The organism is Akkermansia muciniphila (genome assembly GCF_030848305.1).
Classification (GTDB): Bacteria; Verrucomicrobiota; Verrucomicrobiia; order Verrucomicrobiales; family Akkermansiaceae; genus Akkermansia; species Akkermansia muciniphila_A.
On sequence record NZ_CP114598.1, the window covers coordinates 1008268 to 1023685 of the forward strand.

Genomic DNA, 15418 nt, shown 5'->3' on the forward strand with positions numbered 1-15418 from the left:
AAAGGAAGTTTAGCAATGCCGCGGAGAGGAAGAGAGACTAAAAGGTCTGCATGACTTGATGGGAAAGAATAAGACCGGCAGGAACGTACGGGGAGTTAAAACGATAGTGATTATGGGTCATGGATGTAACCGGTTGATTACGGCATCCGTATTGCCTTGCCGAGCTGGACGCATTGGGAAAATAAGCGGTTTCCTTTTTTTATTATCGTAGTCCTCCCGCGTTTTCTTGACGGATGGAGGGAAGAGGGGCAAGATGGCACGCATGGAACAAGTCAGCCTCATGGAGTTGGGCAAGCTGGCCGCGGAAGGCCAGGTTGAAGCGGAAGTTTTTGCCCAGATCGCCCAGTGCGCGCAGAAGATGACCAAGGGCAACAAGCCGTATTTGGATGTGTCTTTTGCCGATGCGGAAGGGACCATGGGATTGAAGGTGTGGGAGGATAAACCCTGGTTCCGGACGCTCGCTCCGCTGCCCCTCCGCAGTTTCGTGAGCCTGCGCGGCCAATGGGCCAAGGGTGGGTTCGGCATGGAGGTTTCCGATCTGGACGTGCGGTTGCTGGACGAACAGGAGAAGGAAAGCTTTCTGGCCGGTTCCGGAACCTTGAAGAAAAAACAGGAGGCTGATCTGAAGGAAATCTGCATGTTCATCAAGGGCATGAATGATCCGCGCATACGCGCCCTGTGCATTGAATTCATTGAGCAGTTCGGGGAACGCCTCCAGCGCGCCGCCGCCGCCCGCACCTATCATCACGCCCGCCGCGGCGGGCTGGTGGAGCATGTGGCGGGGATGATGCGCACGGCTTCTGCCGTCTGTCAGGCGAATCCGGGGCTGAACCGTGACCTTCTGCTGGCCGGGTGCCTGTTCCACGACTGCGGGAAGTTGTGGGAAAACTGCTACCCGAAGGAGGATTTTACGATGCCCTATTCGGAGGCCGGGGAACTGCTGGGCCATATTCCGCTGGGCATTGAACTGGTCAACAATTTGTGGAAGCGCATCATGTCCCTTCCGGAGGCGGATTCCTGGAAGACGCTGGACCCTCCTTTACCGGACGTGCGCATGCACCTGCTGCACCTGATTGCTTCCCATCACGGGGAACTTGCCTTTGGCTCCCCCGTGTTCCCCAAAACGCCGGAGGCGGTGGCCCTGCATTACATCGACAATCTGGACGCCAAGCTGGAAATGTTCCGCGGGGCTTATGAGACGAGCGAGGCCCTGGCTCCCAGAGTGCTCCAGCGCAAGGCCCCCCTGCCTGCCAACGTTGTTCTCCCGCTGCCTTCCGTTCTCCCTCTGGAGCCGGATGGCGAAGACGCTCTGCCGTAAGGTTCCCCCTGCATGGAAGAGGTTCGGCGTGTTCTTCGTCCGCGGCCGGAGCGGATGACGGCATCTGCTCCCTTGCTGATTCCGGCTTTATCCCTGCTGTGCGCTTGCGCGGCCATGGGTGTTTCCCTTTGGTTCTGGCTTCCATGTTTCTGTCTGGCGGCGCTGCCGTGTTTTTTACACGCGCCCTCCATGGGGTTGCTTGCCGCTGCCCTGGCGATGTGGGCCGCCATTTATCTTTTCGCGTATGAACGGGAATACGCAGGCGTTCCCGTGGAAGCGGGGAGAGCCATGGTGATGGAAGGCTCCGTTGAGGCTGTTTCCGGAAAATCCGTATTGTTTCGTCCGGATGGTTCCCGGTGGCTGTACGCGGTTTCCTCCCGTGACGGGGCCTGCCCTCTGGAGGCAGGGGAACATTACCGGATTAAAGGAGAGGCGTATCCGCTTCAGGCGCCGTGCGGTCCCGGCATCTTTGACCGGGAGCGGTGGGGTTACCTGCACGGCATCATCGCCGGAATCCGGCTGGATGAGTACTGCCGGAACGGCCCCGGAGACTGGCGCAGCCGTTTCCGGGCTTTTTCCCTGTGGCTCCGGGAAAGGGCCGCCTCCCTGCTCAGGGAAGGCGCGCCTCCGGATGATGAGGCCCGGCAGGTGATGGTTTCCGCCGTGCTTGGGGACAAGACGGACGCGAGGCCGGAAACGATGGCGAAGTTTCTGGAAAGCGGTTGCATGCATGTATTCGCCGTCAGCGGTATGCATGTGGGCGTGGCCGCCATGCTGGTTCTGGGTATGCTGAGGCTCCTGCATGTGCGTCCCCGTGCGGCCCGGCTGTCCTGCATCCTGTTGCTGGCGGCGTACGTGTTCGTGACCGGGATGTCCGCTTCCGCCCTGCGGGCGTTCATCATGGCGTCAGTCTGGCTTCTAGCGTTCGTGCTGCGCAGAAAGGGGCATCCGGCCAATATTCTGGCACTCGCTTTCATCCTTCTCTGCTTGATGAATCCGCTCCAGGTTTTCCAGCCGGGGTTCCAGCTTTCTTTCTGCGTTTTTGCCGTCATTGCCTGCCTGGCGGGATGGCTCAGCCGGGAAAAGCCCCTGTGGTCGCCGGACCCGTTCATTCCTCCCCGGATTTACCATGCGCGGGAAAGATTCCTGGTGCGGCTGGAAAAAGCATGCCGCGGCGTTCTGATTGTCTCCGTGGGGGCGTGGCTGGCCTCCATTCCCCTGACGGCATGGCACTTCGGAACCTGGAACCTGTATGCTCCTTTGACTAATTTGTGCCTGAGCGTGCTTGTCTTTCCCCTGATGGGCGTTTCCCTGTCCGGGCTGATGTTCGCGTGGTGCCCGTGGATGCTGCATGTTTGCAATACGGCCGCTTCCTGGTTGGCGTCCGCCATGCTGGCCGTAGCCGGGGGAGTGGCTTCCCTGCCGTACAGTTATCTTTCTTCCGCACCGCCTTCCGGGGAAAATGAAGCTGTGATCGTTCCCTTGCAGAAGGACGCCTGGTCCGCAGTCATTTCCAATCCCGCATTGGTTGTGGGAAGCGGGACGGAAGATGCGGTGCGGTACACCCTCCTTCCCGTACTGAAGGCGCGCAGTATCCGGCCCTGCGGCATGCTGTGCTGCGGAAATGGCAAGGCGGAACGGGCTGGGGAGAAAGAACTGGAGAAGGAATATCCCGGAATCCGAAACTGGGGCGCGGAGTTCGGGGAATGTACCGTCCGGCAATGGAGGTTACGGCCGGGCAATGAACTTGTGCTGGAAGATTTTCCTGTACCGCTGCGTACGGGAATCCGTCAGGACCGGAGCCGGGTGTTGTCATGGGAATGCCGCGGGCGGCGGTTCCTGATGATAGGGAATGCCGGGTTTTCCTCCCTGGCGCGCGCGGAGGAAACACCGCGGGCGGATGTATTGCTCATCGGGCATCATCCGCGCGATCCGGTGGACAGCGCTGCGTGGATCAGGGCCACAGGCGCCCGCGCAGTCATTTTCGCGACGGAGCATGAATGCCCCGTGCCGGAGGGAACAGCCGTGTACCGTCTCCGGGAAACCGGAACCCTCTATCTGCGGATGGAGGAAAAGGGCGTGCAAATCATCCCCTGGAGGGGCATGGAACTCCGTACAGAGTAAATCCCGTGCTTTCCTCAATGCGGATGGGAAGGAGTTCTCCCGCCAGGTCAGGGGCGGCATCCACCATGACGGGCTTGTTCTGGGAGGTCCGGCCGGAGAGGCGCGCCGCATTCGTTTTGGACGGCCCTTCCAGAAGAACTTCCTGCACGGTGCCTACCAGATCCCGGTTTTTCCGGATGGCTATTTCATTGACTACGGCCAGAAGGTCCTGGTTGCGCGCTTCCTTCACTTCCTCCGGAATCTGATTCTCCATAACGGCGGCGGGCGTGCCGCGGCGCGGGGAATAGCGGAAAATGAACGCGTTGTCAAACTGGACCTGTTCTACGGCCTGCCTGGTCAGCAGGTAATCCTCCTCCGTTTCTCCCGGGAAGCCCACGATGATATCCGTGGTGATGGACAAATCCGGGCGTGCCTGTTTCATCCGGGAGCAAAGGTCCAGATAGGTTTCATTCCTGTACGGCCTGCGCATCATTTTCAGAATGCGGTCGCTGCCGCTCTGCATCGGGAAATGAATATGGCTGCACAACTTGGGAAGATAGGTGAACGCCTGCACCAGATCCTGCCGGAAACCGATGGGATGCGGGGAGACGAAGCGGATGCGCCGGATGCCTTCCACTTCATGCACGGCTTCCAGCAGCTGGACGAAGCCGCCCTTGCCGTCTGCCGTTTCCATCTGCCTGCCGTACCGGTTGACGATCTGGCCCAGCAGCGTGACTTCCTTCACGCCGGCGTCCGCCAGCATCTTCACCTCATCCACCACGTCCCGGATGGGGCGGCTGCGTTCTGCGCCGCGGGTGTAGGGAACGATGCAGTAGGCGCACTTCATTTCGCACCCCTGCATGATGGAGACATACGCCGTGGAGCGCGCGCCGGGATTCAGGTGGTCCCGGATGCAGTTCTGGGAGTCCGCCTCTTCCGCCACATCGCACACATGCGTGCCGGAAAAGGCGGATTGCAACTCATCCATGCGGCGTTCCTGGCGCGCGCGCAGAATGCCGTCCACATGTTCAAACACGCGGTGGTATTTCTGGGTGCCGACCACGAGATCCAGCCGCGGCAGTTCCTTGAACAGTTCCTCTTTTTTACTTTGGGCCATGCAGCCCATCATGCCGTACACTACATGCGGACGGTGCCGCTGCTGCTTGGCCAGAAGCCCCATTTTCCCCAGCGCCTTTTGTTCCGCCTGCTCCCGGATGGAACAGGAATTGAACAGGATGACGTCCGCCTCATCCTCGCGGTCCGTCATGGTGTAGCCCTTCTGCACGAACATGCGGGCCACCTGCTCGGAGTCCCGTTCGTTCATCTGGCAGCCGTAAGTTTTGATGTAAAGCTTGGGCATGGAAAAAATCAGGTATTTTTTTTCAGGGTGACCACGCATTCCAGATGCTTGGTCTGGGGGAACAGGTCAAAGGGCTGGACGGCGGTGACGGCGTACTCGGCTTTGTCGAATTCTGCCAGGTCCCGTATCTGGGTGGCTGGGTTGCAGGAAACGTAAACGACTTTTCCAGGGCCAAAGGCGAACAACTGGGTCAGGAATTCCATGCTGCACCCTTTCCGGGGCGGGTCGATCACCACAGCGGTTTTTTCCGCGGGGAAATCCACCCGGGCAAAAATGGCCCCGGCGTCCGCCGCCAGGAATTCCGCGTGTTCAATTCCGTTGCTGCGCGCGTTGCTGCGCGCCCAGTCCGCAGAAGTCTCACTGACTTCCACGCCCAGCACTTTTTTAAATTTCTTCGCCAGGCTCAGGGCGAACAGGCCGGAACCGCAGTAAGCGTCCACCAGGAATTCCTCCCCGTCCATACTCGCCTGTTGAGCCACGTAATCCGTAAAAAGCGGAAGAATGAAAGGATTATTCTGAAAAAAGTCCCCCGCCAGAAAATGAAACTCCAAATTGCCCACCCGTTCGCACGCCACGGCGTTGTTATTGGTGATGACGGTTCCTTCCGAGGCCCGGAGCAGGATGGTGGCTCCCCGCTTGAACCGGGCTGCGGCCTGGTAAACGCTTTTGCGTGCCAGGGGCAGGGCTTCATTGATGCACTCCATGGCAATCGGGCATTGCGGCACGTCCACCACATCCCTTCTGGAGCCTGCTTTCAGAAAACCGATGGCCGGCTTGCCTCCTTCCTTCGGCTTGTCAAAGTGGGGCGTAATCTTGGAGCGGTAATAGTATTGGCGGGGAGAAGCTATGGCCGGATTGACGGGCAGTTCCAGCCCTGCCTGCAAGCGGAGCAGATCCGCTACCTGCCGGGTTTTCCAGAGAAGCTGGCGGTCATAGGAGAGATGCTGGTACTGGCATCCTCCGCAGGTTCCGAACAGGCGGCATTCCGGTTCCACGCGGTCCGGGCTGGGGTTAATTATTTCCACCAGATCGGCGGAGGAATAGTTTTTGTCATTACGCCAGACGCGGGCTTTGACACGGTCTCCCGGCAGGGCGAAGGGGACGAAAACCACCCATCCGTCCACGCGGCCGATACCGTCTCCCGCATTGGAAAGGGCGTCAATATCCAGTTCAAGCTCCTGGTGGTAGGAAAAAGGTTCGGGGTGGAAGCCTTTGGGAATGGTCGCAGTCATGGTGGTGGGAAAAGATTATGGGGCGGAAGGGGTAATCAGCTTGCCGTCCAGATCATACAACAGGGTTTCCGGCAGCCGGGGGGTGCGCAGTCCGGGACGGAAATCGCCCGGCAAGACAGCCGGCCCCGGAGCGGACTCTTCATTCTCATCCTCTGGAAGAATGTCCTGTTGCGCCGGAGCGGGCGCCCAGGGAGCGGGATGGTCCGCCGGGGCGGTTTGTTCCGGCTGAACGGCTGGAACTGGGGCGGGGTCCTGAGGCGCCGTTTCCTTGTTGGAGGTGCAGGAAGAGGTCCAGGCCAGCCCGGCAATCAGACAGGAGCGGATCAGGAGCTTTCTCATGGCGCGGATTCTTACAGCTTCATTCGGACTTGGCAAGTGAATAGCCCTGCTATGGTTCATGTAAGGGGCATTTCTTTTTTCCTGGAACCCGGAGAACGCTTGCTGTTTGACTATCCCCGGATAGTATTTATAGTAGGAACACGTATGAGGTCTTTCCTTTTTTTATGTTGTTCCGCAGCGGTTTTAGGACTGTTCGCCCCCCAGGCCGGCGTAGCTCAACAGCGTCCTCCAATCTTCGGTTTTGCCAATAAAAACAGGATACCTGAAGTCAATAAATCGGGCAGCCCCATTTTTGATAAACTCCGCAATGGAGCTATTAAGAAAAAGTTGCCGCTGGTGATTTACCTGACCGGTTCTTCATGGTGCTCTCATTGCAATATTTTTACCCGGGAATACATCAAAACAGCGAATTTCAAAAATGCCGCCGGGAAGAAATTTATATTTTGGCTGGTGGACACCAAACAGGTGCCGGGAAATTCCCCGGGGACATTTAATTTCAAAATGGTTCCGGAAGAAGCCGCAAAAATCGTGGGATGTGCGGATTCCCCCCGTGCGCCGTATGTGGTTCTTGGCCCTCCCGCCGTGTTTATCATTGACCCTGTTTCCGGAGAATTGATCAAGAGCCTGTTCACCAAAAGTGAAGTGGACAAGTATGGGAAACCTCTTGCCGGAATTATTGAAGAAGCCTGGAAGGAGTTTTCCCGCAAGGCCAAATAGGAAACGGAATATATGGGGGGATTCCCGGTTGTCCATGACCCAGCCGGTATGAAGAAGAACGACTTTAAAAGTTCTTTTGTTTTATAGGAAGCTAAAAAATCCGTCCGGCTTTTCTCCAGTCTTTTTGGCAGAAGGTGTTGTACGAAATCCTTTTCCGGGGCAGGTTCCGTTAAAAACGGTAAATGCAGCGCAGCCACGGCTGGGGAGTGCCGGAATAGTAGGGATACCACCGGTGTCCGGGGTGGTGCATAGTGCGGCCCCATTCATCCTGACGGCGCGCCTGGGGCGCATAGAAAAGCTGTTTCCATTCCCGGCTGGCGAAGGAAGAAGGCTCTGTTTCCGAAGCCGGAGGCGCCAGAACCGCCTGGAGGGCGCTGGAAGAACAGCAATAATAGGGAATGTTGAACCGGGGCCCCATTCCAAACGCCAGCAGAAGCCATATCCAGACGCGGAGACCGGGATGCCGCGTCCAGGAGGAAGCCAGAAAGGCAAGCAGGCAGGCCATGACCGGAACGCTTCCTTTGCAAAGCAGGTCATTGACGTCTCCGTTCACGTAAAAGAAAGGCAGAATCAGGCCGGTTGCCAGCGTACAGATGAAGAGGGGATTCTTGCGGAAATCCCGCCAGCAGAACAGAGCATACAGCAGGAATGAGGTCGCCATAAGCAGGAAATCCCCCGGACGCGTATAAAAAGGCCGCATGCCCATGTGGGAGGATGGCGCGTTTACCGCCCCATAATAAAGAAGAAAACACGCTCCCAGCAGAACGGCGGCTGAAAAGGAGGGGTGGAGCAGGACATCCCGGAGAGGGAGGACGCCTTTCCATTGGCGGCGCCACTGGCAGGCCGCCAGGGGCAGCCCTCCAAGGGCCGCGAGGGGGGAATAAAAGGCCGTGGCTGCGAACAGAAGAGGCATCCAGTATAGGGGCATGCGTCCTGAAGCCAGGAAGATAAAAAAAAGCAGAACAGGAATGGATGCGTTTGCGCTGCACATGATTTGTTCCGCCGTGCCGAAGTAATGCAGACGAAACAGATCCAGCCCCAGCCAGCACTGGAAATTCAGCAGAGAGCCGAATGCCGCCATCAGCAGGGCGAGCAGCAGGGAGCGGCGTCCGGAGAAAACGCAGAGCCACAGCCAGGAAAGGAACAGGCCCCAGGTTCCCCATAGAACGACAAGCACGCGCGCGGCGTCCAGCCCCGCCAGTTTTCCCGCCAGGGCTGGGACCAGCCAGAACCCCGTGTTGTAAATCAGCACGTTCCCGTCCGGAAAGATGACGGGCCACGGGCTGGCGACCAATTCACGCAGACAGGCATTTCTGACGATATGGTCAGGGTGCTGGTTGACCCACTCCCCCCAGCCGGAAAATATCATCAGGGCGGCAAACGCCGCCAGGACGAAAAATGAAGAGCGGGTGAACAGGGGGAAGGCGGGAAGGGAATTCTTTTTCTGCGGTTCCTTGCGTTTTCGGGGCGCCAGTCCCGCCGCCGTCAGGAGCGTGAGAGGGAGAGCGGCGTACCAGTGCATCCACCCGGCCAGGAACACCAGGACAGGCAGCAGAAGCCAGGCGCAGGTGTGCCATTTCAGCGCAGTTGCGTTGAACGCTTGTTCCGGGCACGGGGCATCAGCGGCTGGGGGAGGCATCTCCCCGGAACCTTAATGGGGCCGGTCCGCGGGGGCAAGGAGGAAACTCGCAGACCGGAATGGAAGGGGGCGTTTGTACGGGTATAGTGGCAGGAATGAGCGCGCGCCGTTGCCTCTTTACCGGAGAAACGGGGCAGGTCATGCTGGGCGGCCTATGAATAAAACACAATTTATCAGGGAGCTCCAGCGTGAGCTGGGGAAGGACGTTACTTCCCGGCAGGCGGAACACGCGTTGAACGCGGTGTTGGATACGATTGCGCGGTCGGTCCGGAGGCGGTCGCTGGTGAAATTCCGGGGTTTTGGCACTTTCCGCGTCAAGCGCCGCTGTGCCCGCATCGTACGCCATCCGGAAAACGGCGGCAGGCTGCTGGTGCATGAATCGAAAACCATGAAATTCCGTCCCTCTTCCCTTCTTTGGAAAGAGTAGGGAAGCCGTTCGGCAGCTCCTGTCATTTTGCCATTGACTTCCCCGTCCGCGGAGGCCCTTAATGTGGATAAGGCAGGAGCGTTTTTGCCTGCCTGAATAAGTAACTGCCCCCTTCCGTGTTTGCCGATCATGATTCCGGATTCCGTTCATCTGCTGACCCGTTCCTCCCAGATGACCCTGTGCAAAGATGAACAGGGCCGTGTGCGCCGCGCCTATTACGGCCCGAGGCTGCATCAGCCGGAGGATGCCCTGGAAAACGCCGCGGATGCTCCTCTCCTGTATTCCTCCTTGGCGGATTCCGTAACAGGGCTTCCCAATGCGTCCGGCGAGTACTGCATTTGCGTGACCCAGGCGGACGGGGCCCTTTCCCTGAGCCTGGAATGCCAGGGTTGGGAAGTGCTGGAACTGGATGACGACCGGGAAGAAGCCGTCTTTTACGGGGAGGACCCTTCCTACCCTGTTCGGGTGGAAGTTCACGTGCGCTCCCACAGGGAATCGGACACCTTTTTGCAGTGGGCGGTTGTTCGGAACGAAGGGAAAGAAGGCATCCGCCTGCACCGCGTTGCGTCCGCACAGCTGGGGCTGCGCGCAGAACGGTACTTCGTCACCAGCTTCCGCGGCACCTGGGGCGGCGAGTCCCTGATGAGTGAGGAAGAAGTGGCCCGGGGGCATGAACTTGCCCTGGTATCCGGAACCGGCACCCGCACCGCCCAGGAGGGAAGCCCCGGATTTATCATTTCTCTGGACGGTCCGGCGCAGGAGGATTCCGGGGAAGTGATTCTGGGGGCGCTGGCATGGCCCGGCAATTACCGGATATGGTTCCGGCACAGCCCGTATCATTACCTTTTTGCCGGGGCGGGGCTGGATGTGGCTCCCGCGTCCTATCTGCTGAACGGCGGCGGCGTGTTTGAAACGCCGCCCCTCATTCTGGCGCACAGTAAAGACGGCAAGGGAGAGGCCTCCCGGCGCATTCACCGCTGGGCGCGCCGCTATGGCTTGCGCGGCGGAGGAACAGAGAGGCCAACCTTGCTGAATTCCTGGGAGGGGGTGTATTTTACCTTCACGGAAAAAGTGCTGCACGGCATGATGAAACGTGCGGCTGACTTGGGCATAGAGCTTTTTGTGCTGGATGACGGCTGGTTCGGCAACCGGTTCCCCCGCAATGACGCCCGCGCGGGATTGGGGGACTGGCAGGTGAACCGCGCTAAATTGCCCCATGGGCTGGAAGGCCTTATCCGCCATGCGGAAGAACTGGGGATACGCTTCGGCATCTGGGTGGAGCCGGAAATGGTGAACCCTCATTCGGAACTTTATCAGGATCATCCGGAGTGGGTCATCGGTCTCCCAAACCGGGAAAACAGACAGGAACGCAGCCAGTATTTGCTGGATTTGAGCAATCCTCATGTATGCAGGTACATTCTTGACGCCATGCGGAAGCTGCTTGGAGAACATCCGGGCATTTCCTACGTTAAATGGGATTGCAACCGCAAAATTTCCGATCCCGGCTCCCCCTGGCTGGACGCCTGCCGCCAGGGGAATCTGCCCATTGACTATGTGCGGGGCTATGAACACGTTCTTGATACGCTGGCGGCGGAATTCCCGGATGTGACATTCCAGGCCTGTTCTTCCGGCGGAGGCCGCGCCGACTATGGAACCATGCGGAGGCATCATGAATTCTGGACGTCCGACAATACGGACGCTTATGAACGCGTGTTCATGCAGTGGGGCATAGGCCACCTGTTCCCGGCTCTTTCCATGGCCGCCCATGTGACAGCCTCCCCCAACCACCAGACGGGCCGCTCCACGCCGCTCAAATTCCGGTTTGACGTGGCCATGTCCGGACGGCTTGGCTTTGAACTCCAGCCGTGCGACATGACGGAGGAGGACATGGCCTTTGCCAAACGTGCTCTGGCGGAATACAAGCGCATCCGTCCCGTAGTCCAGTTCGGGGACTTGTACCGCCTATCGTCCCCGTATGAAAGCCGGGTGGCCTCCCTGATGTATGTATGCGGAAAACGGGCGGTTGTTTTCGCCTGGCTGATGGACAAATGGCTGGCGGATTCCCCGCCGCCCCTGCGCCTGAAAGGCCTGATTCCTGCCGTCAGATATCTGGTGCGGGAAATCAACATGAATGAGGACGGCTCTCTCACGAACGTTCACGAACAGGTGCTGGGCGGCGATTTTCTGATGGACGCCGGCATCCGTATCCGCTGGAAAAAGGCCTTCCAGTCCGTCTGCCTGGAGGTGGCGGAAATGAATCCTGATACGCCGGCTTCATGATCAAAAAGCCGCAGACCTCCCATCTGCAGCCTCATGTTCTTTTTCCCATGGCGAGAACCGGCGTCTGGCTCGGGTTTCATAACCGCTTTATTAATGTTGTGAGTTACGCGGCCGATTTGTCATTCTGATGCCGCTTTCCCATAATGGGTAGATGATAGTAAACGGAACGCCCGTGACGGAATGCGCAATTCCTTTCCGATTTTTCAGCTGAAGCAAGTATTTGGGCAGTTGCGTTCAAGGAAAACTTTAACATAAGGGCGGCAATAAAGAGAATGATTGCCGCCCTTATTCTTTATTAAGTCTCTGTGGATTTGCTGACGGGTCTAGATGCCCACCACGCCGCCGATGGTCTGGATGATGACCTTGGCGACGATAGTCATCAGGATAAGGGCCACAGGATAGGCGGTAGCGTAGCTGACTACGGGGGCCTGGGAGTCCGTCTTGCTGGCAATGGCTCCCAGGGCCGGGGTGGAGGTCATGCCGCCGCAGATGCCGCCCAGGCATTCCAGAATGTTCATCTTGAAGACCTTCATGCCCACGAAGTAGCCGGCGAACATACCGGAGCAGGTGACGATGACGCCCATGATGAAGACGGCGGCGCCGTGGGTGGCTACCGTATCCACCAGATCCGCTCCGCCCTTGATGCCGGCGTCAGCCAGGAAGAAAACCAGCCCCAAATCCTGCAAAAGAAGGCGGGTGGGACGAGGGATGTAGCCGACGATGGGGCCCAGACGTCCGAAGTGGCCGAGCAGCAGAGCGACGATGAGAGGGCCTCCCGCAATGCCCAGGGAAATGCCCGCGCCGTTGCCGAGGCTGAAGTTGACCAGGCCCAGAATGATGCCCAGGGAGAGGCCGAAGCCCAGGGAGAGCAGGTCCGTCTGGTTCATGTCCTGGCTGCGGTGGCCGATTTTGTCCCCGTATTTGGTAAGGTTTTCCGGGGAACCGACCACAGTCAGCACGTCGTTGCGTTCCAACGTGGTTTCCCCCGTGGGGACGAAGGTGAAGCCCAGGCGGGAAATGCGGGAGATAATGACGCCGTCCGTACGCAGGGTTTTCAGGTCGCGGAGCTTGTGCCCGGCATAGTTCTTGTTTGTCAGAATCAGTTTGCGGCGCTCCTTCTGGGAGTCCATGGGGTAGGGATTGTCGCATACCTCCCCCAGGAAGGCGATGTCGTGGCGCATGGTGTCGCTGTTGCCCACAATGAGGACTTCCGTTCCTTCCCGGAACGTGTCTTCCGGCGTCAGGGGCATCAGCCTGTCGTTGCGAACCACGCGGGTGACCATGCAGTGCAGGCCGTCCAGCAGCTTGCAGTCCGCAATGTTCTGGCCTATCAGGTTGGGCTGTGTGACGCGGACAAGGCGGGAAATGATGCTGACCTCCTGTCTGGAATGCATGGCTTTGGCCTCCTTGTTGAGGTCAAAATGCAGCAGGCGCGGCAGAAGCTGGACGAAAAGGACTACGCCCACCACTCCGAACGGATAGGCGATGCCGTAACCGATGCTGACGCCGCTGCCGGAGGCTCCCGGCAGGCTTTCCGTGGCGGCCGCCAGCGCCGGGGTGCTGGTGCATGCGCCGGCAAAGATGCCGGAAGATATTCCCGCGGGAATGTTGAACCAGATGCCGAAGAGGCAGGTGAATAAAGCTGATACTCCCACAATCACCGCAGACATGATGGCCAGCTTGCTGCCCTGCTTGGCAATGGCGGAGAAGAAGCGGTTGCCCGCGCTGAGGCCCACGCAGTATACAAAGAGAGCCAGGCCCAGCTGCCCTACGCCGTCGGGAATGGCCAGGCGGTAGTGGCCGGCGGCCAGCGCCACGAAAAGAACGCCGGAAAGACCCAGGTTCAGTCCGTATATTTTAATGCTGCCGAGAGCGATGCCAAAAAAGATGATTCCAAAGAGAACCAGGGTGTTATGTTGGAGCAGAATATCAAACATGAAGGCGGTTAGCGGTTTTGTTCCCTTCCTTGGCGCAGGGCAGGGGAATGCCCTGCGCGGATGGGGATGCGTGCTTTGAAAAAGCGGATGGGCGGCGTATTTCTTCCGGCCCTTCAATTTCTCCGCAGGTAATCCAGCAGAGTGGCCTGGTCCAGGCAGGACATATAGGGCGTATGGTCGATGCCCTTGTCCATGATAAACCTGGTCAGCAGTTTGCGGGCGGTCGTAAGGAGAACGGCGGGATCCCAGGGCTTTTCCAGATAGTTGTCAATGTGCGCGTCATTGACGGCCTGGATGGTGTCCGCGTGGGTGGCCTGGCCAGTCAGCAGGATTTTGCGCGTCCCGGCAAAACGGTCGTCTTTGGCGATGCCTCCAAGCAATTCTACTCCTGAACCTCCCGGCATGACGTGGTCGGAGATAATCAGTCCCGTCAGTTCTCCATCCTGATCGAATTCTTCCAACAGTTCGCGGCATTCGGATGCGGATTCCACCCCTTCCAGGCGGAAGCAGGAATTCAGCGGACGAAGGTCGCGCAAAACGCTGTCCAGGACTTCCGGCTGGTCGTCCACGCAAATGATGTTAATTTTTTCCATAATTGTTGATGGTTGGTATGATTATCGTAAAAACGGTATGGCCCGGAACGCTCTCCAGGCGGATGCGGCCGCCGTAGCTGTCCACAATGCGCCGGACGATGGTGAGCCCCAGCCCCAGGCCGAAGGAAAGCCCTTTCTTTTTGGTAGTGAAGTTGGGACGGAAAATTTTTTCATGCAGGTCCTTTGGAACGCCGGGGCCGTTGTCCGTGACGGAGACCAGAATTTCGCGGGTGGTATGGGATGTCTGGTCCTTGCTGCTGATTTTTTCCACCCGGCATTCTACATGGATGGAAGGGTTGGGGGTATTTTCTATTTTCAGCGCGTCGCAGGCGTTCTGAAGCAGGTTGATCCAAATTTGAACGAGCTCCGTCATATCCGCGAAGATACCGGGCACGGAGTCTCTGGGAGGCAGGACCATTTCAAAATCAACGCCGCGCAGACTGGACTTGACCAGCGCAACAGCTTCCGTAAGGGAATCCGTCACGTTCACTCCTTCTTCCCGCCTGGTGTTGCCTCCCCCCAGCAGGCGAACGGAGCGGACAATGGCTGTAGCGTGCCGGACAGCCAGTTTCATGTCATGCAGGTCGTGTCCCAATTCCCAATAAGGGAGGTTTTGTTCCAGCTGGCTGAGGAATGGCTTGTCCAGCAGTTCCGGCTGATTCTGTATGTCCGGAATCAGGGCCAGGGCCTTGGCCACGTCCTGGGAAAGCCCGTAATTTTTTTCAAACTGGCGCGCCAGCCTGCGCTGTTCGGAAGTGGACGCGGAGGAAGACCCTTCCAACCCTTTATTGTACAGGGTGTACCGGAAGGCGTTTTCCTGGCGGAACATGTTGTCCAGAGATTCCAGAACAAAGTCCGTTTTACGGGACAGAACTCCCAGGGAATTGTTGAGCTCATGGGCTATTCCGGCGGATAACTGCCCCAGGGTGGCGGCCATTTCAGAACGGTGGAGCATCCGCAGCGCTTCTTCCTTTTCCGCAGTGCGGTCAAAGACGCGGGTATTGCGCGCCGCCAGTTCATGGACAATGGCGGGAACAAACTGTTCCAGAAGCGTTCCGTAGCGTTCCTCGTCCACGGCGGGGGTGGCGGTGTCGATATAGGCCAGTTCCAAATCAGTTTCCGCAATGAGATCGGAGGAGCTGCGGAACCATCCGGAGAAGAAACTTTGCACTCCCAAATAGTCTCCGGGGCCTGCCCGGAACGCCTTATAGATTTTATGGGACGTGGAAGCTGTTTCCGGGTCTTCTTTAACGACGTGGCGGTAGGAGACCACGCTGCCGGATAAAATCAGGTAAAGCCTTTTGTTCTGTTCCCCCTGGCGGACGACGCTGTTTCCCTTGCTGATGGCAATAATGCGGTCCGGATCGGAAAAATACGCCAGATTGATGCGTTTTAATTTTTTCTGGAATTCCTCCTGTTCAATGATCATATGGCGCTTTTCCCGTTGATGTTGACCATGCCGGGGCATGTGGC

Annotated in this window: 12 protein-coding genes; 5 read left to right on the plus strand and 7 right to left on the minus strand. The window is 58.3% G+C overall.

The window, feature by feature from the left end:
* Positions 1-253 precede the first annotated feature (253 nt).
* Both O4G22_RS04445 and O4G22_RS04450 read left to right on the plus strand, forming a co-directional pair.
* Positions 254-1318 carry a 3'-5' exoribonuclease YhaM family protein gene (locus tag O4G22_RS04445; RefSeq protein ID WP_306702266.1) on the plus strand — a complete coding sequence of 355 codons (1065 nt, stop codon included), beginning with the start codon at positions 254-256 and terminating at the stop codon, positions 1316-1318.
* A gap of 114 nt (positions 1319-1432) precedes the next feature.
* Positions 1433-3442, plus strand: a complete 2010-nt coding sequence (locus tag O4G22_RS04450; RefSeq protein ID WP_306702267.1) for a ComEC/Rec2 family competence protein — start codon at positions 1433-1435, stop codon at positions 3440-3442.
* Here the strand turns inward: O4G22_RS04450 and miaB are convergent.
* Genes miaB through O4G22_RS04465 form a run of 3 tightly spaced genes read right to left on the minus strand, consistent with a single transcriptional unit; the run spans position 3405 to position 6352 of the window.
* A complete protein-coding gene (miaB, locus tag O4G22_RS04455) occupies positions 3405-4781 on the minus strand; it encodes a tRNA (N6-isopentenyl adenosine(37)-C2)-methylthiotransferase MiaB (RefSeq protein ID WP_306702268.1) in 1377 nt (458 codons plus the stop codon). The genes O4G22_RS04450 and miaB overlap by 38 nt on opposite strands.
* A gap of 8 nt (positions 4782-4789) precedes the next feature.
* Positions 4790-6013 carry a class I SAM-dependent RNA methyltransferase gene (locus tag O4G22_RS04460; RefSeq protein WP_306702269.1) on the minus strand — a complete coding sequence of 408 codons (1224 nt, stop codon included), beginning with the start codon at positions 6011-6013 and terminating at the stop codon, positions 4790-4792.
* 15 nt (positions 6014-6028) lie between these two features.
* Positions 6029-6352: a hypothetical protein gene (locus O4G22_RS04465; RefSeq protein WP_094136547.1), complete on the minus strand. Its 324-nt coding sequence runs from the start codon at positions 6350-6352 to the stop codon at positions 6029-6031.
* Positions 6353-6496: 144 nt separating this feature from the next.
* Between O4G22_RS04465 and O4G22_RS04470 the strand changes: the two genes are divergently transcribed.
* Positions 6497-7069: a thioredoxin family protein gene (locus tag O4G22_RS04470; protein ID WP_290488143.1), complete on the plus strand. Its 573-nt coding sequence runs from the start codon at positions 6497-6499 to the stop codon at positions 7067-7069.
* A 169-nt stretch (positions 7070-7238) separates the two neighbouring features.
* Here the strand turns inward: O4G22_RS04470 and O4G22_RS04475 are convergent, their stop codons facing one another.
* On the minus strand, positions 7239-8708 hold the full coding sequence (locus tag O4G22_RS04475; protein ID WP_306702270.1) for a hypothetical protein: 1470 nt from the start codon (positions 8706-8708) through the stop codon (positions 7239-7241).
* Positions 8709-8862: 154 nt separating this feature from the next.
* On the opposite strand from O4G22_RS04475, the gene O4G22_RS04480 reads away from it, so the two are divergent.
* Together O4G22_RS04480 and O4G22_RS04485 are read left to right on the plus strand one after the other, a co-directional pair.
* Positions 8863-9135 (plus strand): HU family DNA-binding protein, encoded by a 273-nt coding sequence (locus tag O4G22_RS04480; protein ID WP_306702271.1) that lies wholly within the window; start codon positions 8863-8865, stop codon positions 9133-9135.
* Between the two features lie 129 nt (positions 9136-9264).
* On the plus strand, positions 9265-11415 hold the full coding sequence (locus O4G22_RS04485) for an alpha-galactosidase (RefSeq protein ID WP_306702272.1): 2151 nt from the start codon (positions 9265-9267) through the stop codon (positions 11413-11415).
* A 323-nt stretch (positions 11416-11738) separates the two neighbouring features.
* Here the strand turns inward: O4G22_RS04485 and O4G22_RS04490 are convergent, their stop codons facing one another.
* From O4G22_RS04490 to O4G22_RS04500, 3 genes are all read right to left on the minus strand, one after another.
* Positions 11739-13352, minus strand: coding sequence for an aspartate:alanine exchanger family transporter (locus O4G22_RS04490; protein WP_290488147.1), 1614 nt, complete (start codon positions 13350-13352; stop codon positions 11739-11741).
* A gap of 113 nt (positions 13353-13465) precedes the next feature.
* A complete protein-coding gene (locus O4G22_RS04495; RefSeq protein ID WP_094136538.1) occupies positions 13466-13945 on the minus strand; it encodes a response regulator in 480 nt (159 codons plus the stop codon).
* Positions 13932-15374, minus strand: coding sequence for an ATP-binding protein (locus O4G22_RS04500; RefSeq protein ID WP_297405457.1), 1443 nt, complete (start codon positions 15372-15374; stop codon positions 13932-13934). Before O4G22_RS04500 ends, O4G22_RS04495 begins: the two co-directional genes overlap by 14 nt.
* Positions 15375-15418 lie beyond the last annotated feature (44 nt).

What these genes read in the sequence shown, in the direction of transcription:
- O4G22_RS04445 (WP_306702266.1), top strand. Translation starts at nt 254, where the DNA reads ATGGCACGCATGGAACAAGTCAGCCTCATGGAGTTGGGCAAGCTGGCC.
- O4G22_RS04450 (WP_306702267.1), top strand. Translation starts at nt 1,433, where the DNA reads ATGGGTGTTTCCCTTTGGTTCTGGCTTCCATGTTTCTGTCTGGCGGCG.
- miaB (WP_306702268.1), bottom strand. Translation starts at nt 4,781, where the DNA reads ATGCCCAAGCTTTACATCAAAACTTACGGCTGCCAGATGAACGAACGG.
- O4G22_RS04460 (WP_306702269.1), bottom strand. Translation starts at nt 6,013, where the DNA reads ATGACTGCGACCATTCCCAAAGGCTTCCACCCCGAACCTTTTTCCTAC.
- O4G22_RS04465 (WP_094136547.1), bottom strand. Translation starts at nt 6,352, where the DNA reads ATGAGAAAGCTCCTGATCCGCTCCTGTCTGATTGCCGGGCTGGCCTGG.
- O4G22_RS04470 (WP_290488143.1), top strand. Translation starts at nt 6,497, where the DNA reads ATGAGGTCTTTCCTTTTTTTATGTTGTTCCGCAGCGGTTTTAGGACTG.
- O4G22_RS04475 (WP_306702270.1), bottom strand. Translation starts at nt 8,708, where the DNA reads ATGCCTCCCCCAGCCGCTGATGCCCCGTGCCCGGAACAAGCGTTCAAC.
- O4G22_RS04480 (WP_306702271.1), top strand. Translation starts at nt 8,863, where the DNA reads ATGAATAAAACACAATTTATCAGGGAGCTCCAGCGTGAGCTGGGGAAG.
- O4G22_RS04485 (WP_306702272.1), top strand. Translation starts at nt 9,265, where the DNA reads ATGATTCCGGATTCCGTTCATCTGCTGACCCGTTCCTCCCAGATGACC.
- O4G22_RS04490 (WP_290488147.1), bottom strand. Translation starts at nt 13,352, where the DNA reads ATGTTTGATATTCTGCTCCAACATAACACCCTGGTTCTCTTTGGAATC.
- O4G22_RS04495 (WP_094136538.1), bottom strand. Translation starts at nt 13,945, where the DNA reads ATGGAAAAAATTAACATCATTTGCGTGGACGACCAGCCGGAAGTCCTG.
- O4G22_RS04500 (WP_297405457.1), bottom strand. Translation starts at nt 15,374, where the DNA reads ATGATCATTGAACAGGAGGAATTCCAGAAAAAATTAAAACGCATCAAT.